Source organism: Phocaeicola vulgatus ATCC 8482, assembly GCF_000012825.1.
GTDB classification, from domain to species: Bacteria; Bacteroidota; Bacteroidia; order Bacteroidales; family Bacteroidaceae; genus Phocaeicola; species Phocaeicola vulgatus.
This window is the reverse complement of the sequence record NC_009614.1, coordinates 4275906-4290379: the sequence shown is the minus strand read 5'-3', so window position 1 is coordinate 4290379 and position 14474 is coordinate 4275906. Positions and strand designations below refer to the sequence as shown.

Genomic DNA, 14474 nt, shown 5'->3' with positions numbered 1-14474 from the left:
AAATATGACATCTCTCTTAGTCAATCACATTTTGCAAACAGAGAAATGGACGTCTCCCGAACTTTTCGAAACGAAAAACAGAATTTACACCTTTCTCAACCCCGTATCTTACCTCATAGCTTTAGAAAACAAATCCCTATTTGAACAATTCGATGGTATTTTTGCCGATGGCTCTTTACTGGTTTCTGCCATAAGATTAGTATACGGAAAGCGAGTGACCAGACGTAGCTTTGATATGACCTCCCTTGCTCCCGAATTGTTGAATTATCTCATGGAAAGCCGTAAAACGCTCTATATCGTAGCCTCGGGTCAAGAACAAGTGGAGTGTTCTGTGAGGATATTTCAAGAGCAGTATCCGGAGTTACGCATTGCAGGGTTCAGGAACGGATATTTCTCTTCGGATGCTGAAATGAATAAGGAAGCTTCTCATATAGTCGAATTAAATCCGGATTTTCTGATAGTAGGTATGGGGGCCTTGATGCAGGAAAAGTTTCTGCTTAAGGTAAAAAAGATGGGTTACCAAGGCATCGGCTTTACGTGTGGTGGCTTTGTTCACCAAACGGCAATGAATAGGATGCACTATTATCCGAACTGGGTTGATAAGATGAATTTGCGTTTCGTTTATAGAATGTATAAGGAGAAACATACACGTACAAGATATCTGCAAGCTGCATTCTTGTTTCCGGTACGCTTTATCGGGGAAAGAATTTTCGGATGAAAGAGCAGACTTTGCTTATTGCCATGTAAATAATGGAGAATGGCAACAACAGGACGAAGATAGCAGTAGGAATAATTTTTCCGAGTATTTTTAATACATCTGTTTTCATGCTGCAAATATAAATTAAAATTCATAGAATAGTGAAATTAAGAACTCTAATATTTCTGGGGGGACTCTTTGGAGGAATGAATGTTATCAAAGGGCAGGCTTTTTATGGTACTACAGGACTACTTCATGCACCTACTGCCGTTATGCAGAAAGATAAAACCGTTATGCTGGGAGGAAATATGCTTGATGTAAATATACTTTCCCGATATTGGGTGAGAAGTGAATATCATCCCTATACCTATAACTATTATATAAATTGTACTTTGTTTCCTTGGCTGGAAGTAGCATATACTTGTACGTTGGTAAAGGGGATACATGGTTCTTCTTATTGGCCTCAGCAAACTTGGGGCAGGTTTACCAATCAGGACAGATCGTTTCATTTCCGGTTGAGGGCATGGAAAGAAGGCTGGTGGAAGGCTTGGACGCCTCAGATAGTGATTGGTGCGAATGATCCGGGAAGCCATTCTTCAAATGGAGGTGGAGACATAGATTGGGGGGGCGGTGGTAGCGGAAACCACAATTACTTGACACGTTATTATCTGGCGGCAACGAAACATGTTGAATTTAGTGGAATAGGTACAGTGGGGGGGCATGTAGCTTGGGTTATCGGTAAAGCTATGAGTGATGTGCATTATAGCCGTCTTGCTGCAGGGGTAAACTTTCATTTTGGCATGAAGGGCGAAGGTTTCTGGCAGAAAGCTCTGAATGGATTTAATCTGATGGCGGAAGTGTGTCCCGGACATGCGGAAGATCTGCATACAGCAACTTATACTGTGAATGTGGGTGGAACTTATTCAATATGGAAAGACCATATCAATCTTATTGCTGAACTGAATGACGGTAAATTTTTTAGCGGAGGTATATTCTTTAAATTACATCTCAAATAACTGACTTGATTTCTAGTGGATGAAGCATTATAAGAATAGCCGGAATCACTTGGAAAAAGTAGTTCCGGCTATTCTTATATAACGATATTTGTATGTCCTGTTTTTATTATCCTACAATGTATTTAGCATTCTTGCCGCTTATTTTACGAATGAATACCACAAGCAGCCACGATACGCCAAATGCCACGATTGCGGCAGCGGGAATTTGTAAAGGCACGGGAACACCGATATTGCGCATCAGGACTACACCCGGACCTGTGAAAAAATAATGTATCATATAGATGCCAAAACCACATACGGTCAAGTTTGCCAGCATACGCTGGATCAGTTCTGAGCGTACTTTTACTTTCTTGGCTATGAGGAAGAAGGGGATAGTCATCATAATCACATTCAAAGAATTATAGGTGAAGAACAGTTCCAACATTTCATCAGTGCATTGTGGTAATGCGGTCATGTGGCGGAAACCGAAGAATGTGACCATGTAACCTGCCAGAAACATGGGGATACAGACTGACAGTGTCTTACTCCATGACCAGTCGTGGTTGCGCAGATAGTGTCCCAATAGCAAGTACCCGTTGAATCCGGCAAAATAATAGAGCATATTGAACGAGTTCCACGCACAGCCTCCCCAAATGTATGGGGATACGAACTGATAATAATAAGGTAACAAGCCGGTTATTCCCCATGCGACAAGAAACCATAGTTTGGCTTTCTCCGAGGCCTTTTCTACCCATGCGGAGAAAATAGGAAGGTATAGATATAATCCGATAAGCAGATAGATATACCACATATGTACGTCTAATAAAGAGAAATTGAGAGGCATTTCTGCTATATAACCCAATGATACGTTGAGTGACTGACGGGCGGCTTCTTCACCGCTATAAGGGAAAAAGTCAAGGATTATTTCAGGATTAAGTCCCAACAATCCTGTAAACCAGGGAAATAAATTATAAATGACACTCCAGATAAGGAACGGCCAGAATACACGGCTGATTCTTTTTTTGTAGAAAGCGGATATTTCGCCACGTACGGGGAGCAGCAATGCTCCTGTAATCATGACAAACAGTGGGACACACGGACGGAGAAAGGCTCCGTAGGCGGCTCCCCAGAATTTGATTTCATCAATGTTGGCTGGCGGTTCGCCGGGGTAAAAGTTGAACGGGTCTGCACTATGGCAGCAAACTACGGTGAACATGGCTACCAAACGAACGACATCCAGCCATACCACATGTTTTCTTGTGGTGTTCATAGCAATAGGTTGATTCATAATTTAATTTTTGATTTGACAGGCATAAAGGTACGCTTTCTCTGAGGATTATTTCTTGCTTTGGAACAAAAAATAAAAAGAACTATCCGCAATCATACTACAAAATGAGAATCCTCCCACTGCAAGAGTCACAATCATTTGTCTTTTGCAGGGGGAGGAATTCTATTTAGGGTTAGAGGGTTATTTTAGTCCTCTGTTCTTTAACAAGGGATCAATACCGGGTTCTTTGCCACGGAAATTGACATACATGTCCATCGCATCGTCAATGCAGCCGGGAGTGAGGATATATTTGCGGAACTTTCCTGCTACTTCTTGATTAAAGATATCGCCTGTTTCCTTGTATGCCTCGTATGCGTCACAATCCAGCACTTCTGCCCAAATATAACTATAGTAACCGGCAGTATATCCACCACCCATGGTGTGGTTGAAATAAGTGGTGCGATAGCGTGACGGAATTTGTTTCAGCAATCCGCGCTTACCTAATGTTTCTGCTTCGAACTGCATAACGTCCATATCATCGGGAATTTCTTTTAATACATGATAATCCATATCCAGCAGGGAAGCAGCTAAATATTCAGCCGTAGCGAAGCCTTGTCCGTATTTGCCACTCTTGTCCATTTTTTCAACCAGTCCGGCAGGAATAACTTCACCTGTCTGATAATGTTTGGCATATACATTCAATACCTCCGGTTCAAAAGCCCAATGCTCATCTATCTGTGACGGCAGTTCTACAAAATCACGCGGAACACTAGCCACACCATAATAATGTACATCTTTGAAAAGATTATGTAAAGCGTGTCCGAATTCGTGGAACAAGGTATTCGCTTCATCTGCACTGAGCAAAGCGGGTTGTCCGGCTGCCGGTTTGGTAAAGTTGCATACCACGGTTACTACAGGAGCCACTTTCTTGCCGTCCTTGTAGGTCTGTGAACGATAGCTTCCGCACCATGCGCCACCTTTCTTGCTGGCACGCGGAAAGAAGTCCATATAGAGTACACCTAGATGAGAACCGTCTTTGTCCTTACATTCGAATGCCTGTGCATCGGGATGAGGGAGGGGAAGATTGTCCAGCTGGGTGAAAGTGATACCGTACAGTTTGTTGGCAACATAGAACACACCGTCACGTACGTTTTCCAGTTTCAGATAAGGACGTACCTGATTTTCATCCAAGTCGAATTTGGCTTTCTTGGCTCGGTCTGCATAATAACGCCAGTCCCAACCTTCGGCTGTGAAGGTTTTTCCGTCTTTCTTTATTTCGGCATTGATATCTGCCAGTTCTTCTTTGGCTTTGGACAGAGTAGGTGTCCAAATCTGGTCTAATAATTTATATACGGCATCCGGTGTTTTCGCCATACGTTCTTCCAGTGCAAAGGAAGCATAGTTTTCATATCCCATCAGCTTGGCTTTTTCCAGACGGGCTTTGAGCAGTTTGCGTACCACTTCCTTGTTGTCGTATTCATTTCCGTTATTTCCTCTGTTAATGTATCCTTTGAATATCTTTTCACGCAGGTCTCGGTTATCGGCATATTGCAGGAAAGGCATGACGCTGGGATTATGCAGGGTGAAAATCCATTTGCCTTCCATGCCTGCTTCTTTAGCTGTTTCGGCAGCACTGGCAATCAGGTTTTGGGGTAATCCGGCTAAGTCTTCTTCTTTGTCCACGATCAATTGGAAAGCATTGGTTTCCTTCTGCATATTTTGGCCGAAGGTGAGCTGTAACATGGAAATCTCACTATTTAATTCACGCAGTTTTTTTTGACTGTCGGCATCCAGGTTGGCACCTCCACGTACAAAATCTTTATAGGTTTCTTCCAACAACTTCTTTTGCTCTTTGTCCAAATTGCCGGGATTTTCATAGACAGCTTTAATACGTGCAAAAAGTTTTTCATTTAAGGCGATGTCATCGCTGTGTTTTGATTGTAGTGGAGAGAGTTCACGGCTCAGTGCGTCCATTTCATCATTGGTATTGGCGCTTTTCAGTCCGTAGAATACGGTGCTGACTTTACGAAGTAACGCTCCGCTTTGATCCAGTGCTGCAATGGTATTCTGGAAAGTGGCGGGTTCGGGGTTGTTTACTATAGCGTCAATCTCTTTCTGTTGTTCTTCCATGCCCTGCAAAAAGGCGGGTTTGTAATGTTCCATCTTGATTTGGTCGAAAGGAGGAACCTGGAAGGGAGTTGTGTACTCTGAAAGGAATGGATTTTCGGTAGGGGCTGCCTGTTTCCCTTGCGAACCGCAACCGCTTAATATGGCAACCGCACAGGCTGCCAAAAGAATGTGTTTCATAATAATTTGTTTTATATAGGTGATAATGCAAAGATAGTAAAATAAGGCAAATTCCAATAAGTTTGAAGCGTAGAACTATTTGTTTGTTTTCATAGTCTGTCTAATTATCATACATTATTGTCTAATAATTAGACAGACTGTTTCTTTTTGTTATTTTGCAATGTGTTGTTAATCAGTCATTTGTTTGCGTGGCACGGTTTTGGCATTTATATTATAGAGAACGAATTATAGAAACTTTAGTTTCTTATACACTTTATGGGAAGTAACGTTGTGAAACGGGACTTCTCTCTTTTAAAATAATAATAATTAAAAACACGAAATATGAAACAGATTTATTATGTCATTCAGGCTTTGATACATGGACGTGGAGCTAATATTATAAAAGTCGTTTCGTTAGGCTTGGGCCTGACTATGAGTATTCTGCTTTTCTCAAGAGTTGTGTATGAGCAGAGTTTTGATACTTGTTTTAAGGATCATGATAAATTATACCAGTTGTGGAATATATGGACAGTAAATGGAGAGCCTTTTCCTCCGAGTGAGTTCATTATCGGTGCAGCTGCCGGAGGCATACTGGATGCAATGCCGGAAATTGTGGAATCGGCGGCAAGTACAGGCTCGTGGCCGGTTTCGGCACCTATTTATAACGGGAGTGTCCGCTTTGATGATTTTAAAGTTGCTGCTGATTCATTGTTTTTTCAGACAATGGGTATTGAGGTCTTGAGTGGTGATCCGGTACGTGAATTGCAGCAAAAAGATGTAATTTTCCTGAGTAAAGATTTGGCGGATAAAATGTTTGGCGGTGAGAACCCGATTGGTAAAATAATTAGTTTCAATAAGGAAATTGAGTTGACAGTCAAAGGAACGTATGCTGCTTTACCTGAGAATTGTACTATGCGACCGAAGGCTGTCATTTCCTTGCCTTCTATCTGGAGCCGCCGGATAGGAAATTATTCATGGGACGGTGGGGACAGCTGGAAAGAATATATCCGGTTGAAGCAGGATATTGATTTGGATGAATTGAACAAGCGTATTGATATGGTAGTACAGCAACATATTCCCAGAAGTGATAAGTTGGGAATCACTGTCATGGCAAAACCTGTTCGGGATACGTACCGTGGATATGATGAAGTGAAAAGAATGCGTAATATTATGCTTATTTTAGGTATATCTATTTTGTTTATCACGACATTGAATTATGTGTTGATTTCTATTTCTTCATTGAGCCGGCGTGCCAAAAGTATTGGTGTTCATAAATGCAGCGGAGCGGGAACGGGTACTGTTTTTGGTATGTTTATGTGGGAAACCGGTATTATTATTTTGCTTTCATTGTTTTTGATGGTTTTTTTAATGTTTAATTTCCGGGAATTTGTGGAAGATACTACAGCTGCTAAACTGGAGTCTCTTTTTGCGGTGGAACGTATTTGGGTGCCTTTTGGAGTGACTGCTGTCTTATTCCTCATTGGTGGTGTGCTGCCGGGACGAATTTTTTCAAAGATACCGGTCACACAGGTTTTCCGGCGTTATACAGAGGGTAAGAAAGGATGGAAACGTCCGTTATTGTTTATCCAATTTGCAGGAGTGGCTTTTATATGTGGATTGATGTGTGTAGTGATGCTCCAGTATCATTATGTTATTAATAAAGATCCGGGTTATAATCCTGAGCGGGTAGTGATTGGCGTTAATAATGCACCGGATGCTAAAGCCCGGCTTGCTGCCCGTCACTTTTATGAGGGGCTTCCATACGTGGAAGCATTGACTTCGGCAACTAGCTATCCGTCTAATGGATATAGCGGGCAGATGATACCGGATGAGAAAGGAACGAGTCTTTTTTCCAGCCGTTATGATTTTACTCAGGAGAATTATGTAGCTTTTATGGGAATGGTCATACAGCAAGGGCGTGTGCCTCGTGAATCCGGTGAGGTGGCAGTGAATGAGGAATTTGTACGGAGAATGCATTGGGGAAAAGATGTTTTAGGTAAGAGTATACAGACAGAAGAAGGCCGTGTCAAAATAGTAGGTGTGATTAAAGATTTTAATATTGGCGGATTCTACTCAGAGCTGAAACCGTTTGTCTTGCATCATCATCCCAAAGATTTGGCTGATCTTGTTTATCTCCGTCTGAAGGAACCCTTTGGTGAGAATCTTCAGAAACTGAAGCGTGATGCTGCCGAAGCTTTTCCTAATCAAACAGTCGGCTTTGAAAGCTTGGAACAAAAAATGGCGGATAGTTATAATTCCGTTCGTGTATTTCGTAATGCGACTTTATTGGCGGCAATTGCCATCTTGTTTATTACTTTGATGGGACTGATAGGCTATATTAATGATGAATTACAGCGACGTTCGAAAGAAATTGCTATTCGTAAAGTGAATGGAGCTGAGTCATTTGCGATATTGGAAATGTTGGTGCAAGATGTTCTTTGGATTTCTTTCCCGGCTGTAGTCGCAGGTACACTAGGGGCATGGTATGTAGGTGGTTTATGGATGGAACAGTTTGCTGTGACTGTAGGTTCGCTTGTTCCTTATTATGTATGTGTAGCTATCGTGGTCTTGATATTGATTGTCAGTTGTGTCATTTCCAAAACATGGCGCATTGCCAATGAGAATCCAGTAAAGAGTATTAAATCAGAATAAAGATCAATAGAACAAACAATTAAAATTTATTATTATGATACAGATTGAAAATTTAAGTAAGGTATTTCGTACTTCAGAAGTAGAAACAATTGCGTTGAATCATGTAAACATAGAGGTGAAAGAAGGAGAGTTTGTAGCTATTATGGGACCATCAGGTTGTGGAAAATCCACCTTATTGAATATCCTTGGTCTGTTGGACAATCCTACTGAAGGCAGTTACAAGTTGCTGGGCAATGAAGTAGCCAATCTGAAAGAAAAAGAACGCACCCGCCTGCGTAAAGGTGTAATAGGTTTTGTATTTCAAAGCTTTAATCTGATAGACGAACTGAATGTTTTTGAAAATGTGGAATTACCGTTGACTTATCTTGGAATCAAGGCTAGTGAACGTAAGGAGCGTGTTCTGGAAATTTTAAAGCGAATGAACTTGAGTCATCGTGCCAAGCATTTCCCGCAACAGCTTTCCGGCGGTCAACAACAGCGTGTGGCTATTGCCCGTGCTGTGGTTACTAACCCTAAATTGATCCTCGCCGATGAGCCTACCGGTAATTTGGACTCAAAGAACGGTGCTGAAGTAATGAATCTATTGACCGAACTTAACAAGGAGGGGACTAGTATTGTCATGGTAACTCACTCTCAGCATGATGCCGGATTTGCTCATCGTGTCATTCATTTGTTTGACGGTAGTGTAGTGGCGAACATTAAAGAATAATAATGAAAGGGTGGTTGTAATGAAACAAATCTATTATGCAATACAATCGACATTACACGGCCGTGGAAGCAATGTGACAAAAGTCATATCGCTTTCATTAGGCTTGACTATTGGTGTTCTGCTTTTTTCACAAATAGCATTTGAACTCAATTATGAAAAATGTTACCCTGATGCCGACCGATTGGTGTTGGTACGTGGAGGAGGAGAGAATGTAAAGACTGGAGAGAAAGGAGAAGGATATGATGATAGCTTGTTTGCTCCGATGGCAGAAGCATTCCGCAGTGATTTGTCACAATGGATTGAAAATGCTACAGTCATTTTCAATTTTGAGACATTAAATGTATTCAAGGATGGTCATAAGCTGAAAGACGTAAACTACGCTTATGTAGATACTTGCTATTTCCGTACTTTCGGCATCAAAGTATTGAAAGGGAATCCTGAGGAATTGCAAAGGGCAGGGAGCATATTCGTTTCTGAAACTTTTGTTCGTGATGTCTTTGGTGGACAGGACCCTGTGGGACAAAAATTATCTTTGGATAAACAGCATGAACTGACAGTCCGTGGTGTTTATCAGGATACTCCGGAAAATACGGCCTATCATTTTGATTTTGTAGCTCCCATTTATGCCGGAGGTGGTTATATAGGGGGTGGAACATGGGGGCGTAATGACATTTATTATACTATTCTCCGTTTGCGCGATGGGGTGGACAGGGAAGAAATCAATCGTCAGATATACAAGGCTATGCAAAAATATTATCCTGATTCTGCTGATGATGAATGGAGAAATTTTTATGATGCACAGCCATTGCCCGAAATTCATCTGGATGACTCAAATACCCGCACTCGCCTTTACATTTATGGTTTTTTGGGCTTTGCCATATTTTTTGTGGCAATCATGAACTATGTATTAGTAGCTATTGCTACCATGAGCCGCAGGGCAAAAAGTATAGGTGTGCATAAGTGTAGTGGTGCCAGTGCAATCAATATTTTCAGTATGTTCCTTTTTGAGACGGGGATTGTGGTATTGATGTCCGTTATAGTGGCCCTCTTTATTATTTTCAATACCAAAGATCTGATAGAAGATTTACTTTCGGTGCAGTTGTCCTCACTCTTTACATTGGAAACTTTATGGGTTCCGATGCTCATTGTTTTTGTACTGTTCATAGTAGCCGGAGTGCTGCCGGGAAGATTGTTTTCACGCATTCCTGTCACTCAAGTTTTTCGTCGTTACACAGATGGGAAAAAGGGGTGGAAGCGTTCTCTTTTATTTGTACAATTTATGGGGGTATCTTTTGTGATGGGGATTTTGTTAGTATCTTTGATGCAGTATCATCATCTGATTAATAGTGATATGGGTATCCGTACTCCAGGATTGGTGGAGGCGGAAACATGGATGTCACCCGAAGAAGCAGAGAATATGGTTAACGATCTTCGTCGTCAACCCATGGTGGAAAATGCCACCCGTTCTATGCATGGTGTTCTGGGAGAATATTGGACTCGTGGGCTGATTGATAATAGTGGCAAGCGAATAGAAACCTTGATGTATAATCCTTGTGATAAGAATTATGCTGAAACCATGGGGATTACTATTATTGAAGGGAAAGATATGCAGAATGAGGGAGATGTATTGGTCAACGAAGAAGTAGTGCGGCTGATGAAATGGACAGATGGGGCAGTAGGCAAACGGTTGAATGATTTTGATAAAGCCGGAACCATTGTTGGTGTATTCCGTAATGTGCGCAATACGTCTTTTCTTTATAAGCAGTTTCCCGTGGCTTTGGTTTATAGTCATAATACCAGTCACACTTTTGATGTACGTTTAAAGCAGCCATACGATGAGAGTTTGAAAAAGCTGAACGAATACATGGAGCAGGTGCATTCCACTAAGGCATTGGAATTTATTCCGATAGATACCATGCTGAAGGAAATCTATCGCAATGTATATCGTTTTCGTAATTCTGTATGGATTACTTCTACTTTTATTTTGCTTATTGTTGTTATGGGGTTGATAGGTTACGTGAATGATGAAACACAACGTCGCAGTAAGGAAATAGCTATCCGTAAGGTGAATGGTGCTGAAGCTTCGACTATTCTTCGGTTGCTGTCCCGTGATATATTATATGTTGCTGTCCCATCGGTCTTGATGGGAATTGTAGTATCGTACTTTACAGGAAAGGCTTGGTTGGATCAATTTGCCGAAACGATAGATATGAATGCGTTGTATTTTGTCGGAACAGCATTGGTGATTATCGCTCTGATAGTGGTGTGTGTCGTTGTTAGAGCTTGGCGTATTGCTAATGAGAATCCGGTAAAGAGTATTAAAGTTGAGTAGTGTATTTGGAAAAAGGAGAGCGGGATGATATGTGTTGGGTATCATCCCGCTTTTTTTTTTTTACCTGATTCCTGTGAAATTTACATTGACACCATCCAATGTGCCTTTTAAGAAGTTTCCGGCCAACCATATATTTTCAAAATATGAAATGTCACTGGGACCGTAAACCATACGGATACATGTCTGTGCGCTGTTATCCCATCTCCATTCAAAATTGTACCTGTCTTCGGTTACATAGCCGTTTCGATGTTCTATTCGTATGATGTCTGTGCCTGTTCTATTTTCGTAAAAGTCTAGTCGTTGTGTGTAGTATTCACCGTCTTGTTCCCAAGTTTCTTGCCAGGTCCGGCTGCATAGTTCCCGAGTGGTTCTGTAATATATTTCGCTGTAATCATCATCATCGTACCAACTTTCTATGGATACTTCACAGGAGGTTAGGTTAACCATTATTATCAGTACAACTACCATTCCGAAGTATTTCAGTATTTTTGTTCTCATATCCGTTAATTTTAAAATTTGTTTTTCTTATGTCACAAAGATAAGTGGAGGGAATGATACAATAAACGGAATATTCCTATTTGTAAAGGAGAGTTTCCCTATTTGTAATAGGAAAATTCCTATGGTGAGGAGAGGGGAATAAGGTCTGTCTTATTTCTTTTACTATTAAACTGTAAGTTACAAAAAGAGGCTGTCCATTGGTGAGACAGCCCTGATAATTTCCGAAAAATGATAATAGGATATTTCTATATATTTTTAATTATCCTTGTTTGGGTATTATCTGCGTTTTTTTGAAGAAAGAAGTGGTGCTTCCTGTACTTGCTTCATTACTCTCAAGAGATTACCTCCCCAAATCTTCCTTAAGTCTTCTTCTGTATATCCTTTTTCAATCATTTTTATGGTCAGATTAATTAAGTCATTATCTCCTCTACATCCTTGCAGACCACCACCGCCATCAAAGTCTGTACCTATTCCTACATGGTCTATGCCGGCTACTTTAATCATGTGGTCCAAATGTTCGACTGCATCACAAATGGATGCGGCTTTTGTTTTTTTATTGATATAGGCATCGAGGAGACATAACTGTGCCACTCCGCCATTTTTCGCTAGGGCACGGAGTTGTTCGTCTGTTAGATTACGGTCATGGTCGCATAAAGCCTTTGACGAGGAATGAGAGGCGATGATAGGTTGTGCACTATATTTTATCACATCCCAGAAAGTACCTTCACTGGCATGTGATATGTCTATCATAATACCTAACCGGTTCATTTCCTTCACTACCTCACGACCAAACTGTGTCAGTCCTTGAGTCGCATCTTCCGTATGAGTGGACGAATGGCAAATATCGTTATCATAAGAATGGCAGAGAGTTATATAATTAACTCCCATCTGTTTGTATTTTTTTATATTTTTTAAGTCCTTGCCGATGGCGTAACCATTCTCGATCCCTATAAAGAAAGCTTTCTTGCCTTCATTCTTTAAACGTACCAAATCCTCTTCCGTAAGGGCGATGCCACAAAAATCTTTGTATTGCTCTACTTCGTCATAAATGGATTGAATTAATCGGGTGGTGCTTTCTACGGCTTTTTGTGAAGATGCGTCATCCCGTTTCCCCTGCCATATAAATGCGGCTAGGAACTGTGCGTCCAATTTGCCTTCCTCCATTTTGGGGATGCTGACCATGTTGTCTTTTCTCAGGCCTACACTGTAACCGTTTTTAAACCAAAGAGGAGTGTCTGTATGAGTGTCAATGGAAAGGATACGGCTATGGATATCTTTGGCCAGATTAAATGTGTCAGCCTTATTCACCAGAAATTTAAATAATTTATGCATGGTGGTATCTCCGGCAGCTGTAAATATTTCCGGATGAAATTGCACACCTATCATTTGTCGTATGGGATAAGCTTCTATAGCTTCCGCTATGCTGTCGGGTGCCCAAGCCGTGATTTTGAATCCCGGTGCCAATTTCTGGATAGCCTGATGATGGAATGTATTGACTTGCAGCACTTCTTGTCCTGTAATGTCTGCCAACTTGCTTCCCTTTATGATGGATATCGGATGGGTGGTGGTAGTGCCGGATTCTTTTTGGCGATGGTTGACACTTGAAGGATGTTGCGTGGGCAGATCTTGATATAAAGTTCCACCGAAAGCTACATTCATTAATTGTAGTCCCCTGCAAATTCCTAATATGGGAATATTCCGATCTGCGGCCATTTTCAGCACCATCAAGTCGAAGGTATCCCGGGCGGGACTTACTTCTTCCAGTTTTTCATAAGGAAGGTCGCCATAATACATTGGTTGGATGTCTTCTCCACCTGTAAAGACAATTCCGTCCAGCCGGGATACAATTTGACGCAGTATTTCTACATTATCCGTTACAGGTATCATGTAAGGAATTCCTCCAGAGAGAATGACTGACTGTACATATGCCGTGTTTACGGCTGTCCGTTTCGGACTTATATCTGTGGAAATTCCAATCAGGGGAAACCTTTTTATTTCGGGAATCAATTCGGAATCCACTTTTTGATTCAACCGGACGAGTGCTTCGGACAAAGGATCCTTTTGACTTTTTTGTGCTTGTACATGGCAACATCCCAAAGCTAACAGTAATACTAAGAGGCATTTGTTTTTCATATGAATATAGATTTTGTCTTGCAGGCAAATGTATAAACTATGTTTTTATTGAAAAAATAAAATGCCATAAAAATAGAGTAGGAGGTACTTATTCCAAGCACCTCCCACCTTTATATTCAGAAAATATTCAATTTACTTCATATCTTCAACAGCAGCCTGAGCCACTCTAATATAGCTATGATATTCAACTGCTAACACTATCGTTGTAAGCGGAGTGTAAGCGAATGTTTATTTAAAGCTTAAAGTTTGATGGATTTTCCATCATGGCTTAAAGGCATCGTTGAAAAGTTGGCTTAACTATCAGATGCTTACACTTTGATGGCAAGCTCTGACTCTGCAACTCAAATCAATTTCTTCACTAAAATCTTGTACTCACTACAAGCTCTACCAATCTCTCCAGACTAGGCAACTATGGTTAATACTATGGTTATTTCTTTATGGGTTCACCCACCTTCTCCTTATAGAAGGATATGATGAGTGTTTTATCCTCAAGTGATTCCTCCAGACGTTTGATCTCGTCAGTTAGAACTTGAATGGTCTTGTCTTTTTCCTCCAAAACAACTTTCGTTTGGGACAGCTCACTCGCCACTTCCGATTCGCCAATCATATTATTGGCATCTCCATGAATGGACACTGCTGCTAAATATGCAGATACGTTGTGCGTATCGGAAGCATACAAATCAAAGAAATTCTTCTCCAAGGCTACACTTATATCTATAAGTTTGCCTGTGTCGATGGTTTCTTTCTCCAGAATGCGGTTGATGTGCTGCTGGGGTACATGAATACGCCGCCCAAGCTCTGATTTACTGATACCTAGCTCTAGACGTCGTTTATCAATCTCCCTGCCTATATGAACATGTTTTATTCCTATACTCATAGCATCCGAACGAAATTTTTAATTGAAG

General features: G+C 41.1%; 10 protein-coding genes. 5 read left to right on the top strand and 5 right to left on the bottom strand.

Annotation, left to right across the window (positions count from 1 at the left end):
• Positions 1 to 4: 4 nt before the first annotated feature.
• Together BVU_RS17290 and BVU_RS17285 are read left to right on the top strand one after the other, a co-directional pair.
• Entirely contained in the window at positions 5 to 718 is a 714-nt protein-coding gene (locus BVU_RS17290; protein ID WP_012055718.1) for a WecB/TagA/CpsF family glycosyltransferase, read from the top strand.
• Positions 719 to 903: 185 nt separating this feature from the next.
• Positions 904 to 1713 (top strand): YjbH domain-containing protein, encoded by an 810-nt coding sequence (locus tag BVU_RS17285; RefSeq protein ID WP_049764375.1) that lies wholly within the window; start codon positions 904 to 906, stop codon positions 1711 to 1713.
• Between the two features lie 106 nt (positions 1714 to 1819).
• Here BVU_RS17285 and BVU_RS17280 read toward each other — a convergent pair whose 3' ends face one another.
• Together BVU_RS17280 and BVU_RS17275 are read right to left on the bottom strand one after the other, a co-directional pair.
• Entirely contained in the window at positions 1820 to 2980 is a 1161-nt protein-coding gene (locus tag BVU_RS17280) for an acyltransferase (RefSeq protein ID WP_005852613.1), read from the bottom strand.
• 180 nt (positions 2981 to 3160) lie between these two features.
• Complete coding sequence (locus tag BVU_RS17275; protein WP_012055716.1) at positions 3161 to 5266, bottom strand: M3 family metallopeptidase; 2106 nt, start codon at positions 5264 to 5266, stop codon at positions 3161 to 3163.
• Between the two features lie 321 nt (positions 5267 to 5587).
• Between BVU_RS17275 and BVU_RS17270 the strand changes: the two genes are divergently transcribed.
• From BVU_RS17270 to BVU_RS17260, 3 genes are read left to right on the top strand one after another with little or no spacing between them, the layout of a single operon-like run.
• Positions 5588 to 7897 carry an ABC transporter permease gene (locus BVU_RS17270; protein WP_012055715.1) on the top strand — a complete coding sequence of 770 codons (2310 nt, stop codon included), beginning with the start codon at positions 5588 to 5590 and terminating at the stop codon, positions 7895 to 7897.
• A gap of 34 nt (positions 7898 to 7931) precedes the next feature.
• Positions 7932 to 8606, top strand: a complete 675-nt coding sequence (locus BVU_RS17265) for an ABC transporter ATP-binding protein (RefSeq protein ID WP_005840005.1) — start codon at positions 7932 to 7934, stop codon at positions 8604 to 8606.
• A 19-nt stretch (positions 8607 to 8625) separates the two neighbouring features.
• Positions 8626 to 10938: an ABC transporter permease gene (locus BVU_RS17260; protein ID WP_005840008.1), complete on the top strand. Its 2313-nt coding sequence runs from the start codon at positions 8626 to 8628 to the stop codon at positions 10936 to 10938.
• A 60-nt stretch (positions 10939 to 10998) separates the two neighbouring features.
• On the opposite strand, the gene BVU_RS17255 is transcribed toward BVU_RS17260, so the two are convergent.
• From BVU_RS17255 to BVU_RS17245, 3 genes are all read right to left on the bottom strand, one after another.
• Positions 10999 to 11436, bottom strand: a complete 438-nt coding sequence (locus BVU_RS17255) for a hypothetical protein (protein ID WP_012055714.1) — start codon at positions 11434 to 11436, stop codon at positions 10999 to 11001.
• Between the two features lie 276 nt (positions 11437 to 11712).
• Positions 11713 to 13569 carry a gamma-glutamyl-gamma-aminobutyrate hydrolase family protein gene (locus BVU_RS17250; protein WP_012055713.1) on the bottom strand — a complete coding sequence of 619 codons (1857 nt, stop codon included), beginning with the start codon at positions 13567 to 13569 and terminating at the stop codon, positions 11713 to 11715.
• Between the two features lie 427 nt (positions 13570 to 13996).
• Positions 13997 to 14446 carry a helix-turn-helix domain-containing protein gene (locus BVU_RS17245; RefSeq protein ID WP_012055712.1) on the bottom strand — a complete coding sequence of 150 codons (450 nt, stop codon included), beginning with the start codon at positions 14444 to 14446 and terminating at the stop codon, positions 13997 to 13999.
• Positions 14447 to 14474: the final 28 nt, after the last annotated feature.